The organism is Aeromonas finlandensis (genome assembly GCF_000764645.1).
GTDB classification, from domain to species: Bacteria; Pseudomonadota; Gammaproteobacteria; order Enterobacterales; family Aeromonadaceae; genus Aeromonas; species Aeromonas finlandensis.
On sequence record NZ_JRGK01000124.1, the window covers coordinates 1 to 777 of the forward strand.

1 protein-coding gene is annotated in these 777 nt (G+C 60.4%); it reads left to right on the forward strand.

The annotated features are described in order from the left end of the window. On the forward strand, window positions 1-446 hold a 446-nt coding region (locus LD28_RS0111050), incomplete at its 5' end, for a methyl-accepting chemotaxis protein (protein WP_033137023.1). Window positions 447-777: the final 331 nt, after the last annotated feature.

Below are 777 nucleotides of genomic sequence, written 5' to 3' on the forward strand. Positions count from 1 at the left end.
TCGAAGCGGCCCGGGCCGGTGAACAGGGGCGCGGCTTTGCGGTGGTCGCCGACGAGGTGCGCTCCCTGGCTAACCGCACCCAGGGGGCCACCGTCGAGATCCAGCAGATGATTGAACAGCTGCAATCCGGTGCCCGCGCCTCGGTCACCGCCATGTCGGCGGCCAGCCATGAAGCGCAGGAGGGGGTCGGTCTGGCACAGGAGGCGAAACAAGCCTTTGGCGCCATCACCGAGAAGGTGGATCGGATGGTCGATACCAACGCCATCATCGCCAGCGCCATCGAGCAGCAGGGCGCCGTGGTCAACGAGATCGAACGCAACGTGGTGCGCATCTCCGATGGCAGCGACGAGGCACTGCAAGTGGCCAACGCCGCCCGCGATGCCGCCCGCCAGATCCACCAGCTCACCGAACAGCTGCGCACCATGGTACAGAGCTTCGTGCTGTAACTCTGAGCTAACAAGCCGGGCTCAACATGAGCCCGGCATTACCCCAACCTCACGCCAGCTCACAACGTCTCAGTTGAACGGCTCATCCAGAAAATCCCGACCTCCCACTTGCCGGACAGATGCCAAAAAAGTAGTCTCGAACGAAAACAAAACGCGGTATTACTGACGCGCACTGTCTGCGATGTCGAGGGAAACCAAGCCGCCTGCGAGCCACAGATTAAAACCAGCGTCACGTCATCTATCACCCGCTTCAAGCGAGGATTTACCCATGGCCAGATACCAGTTTTTTACCATTCCGGCATCCAATCGGCAGCAATACACCTTTATCGAC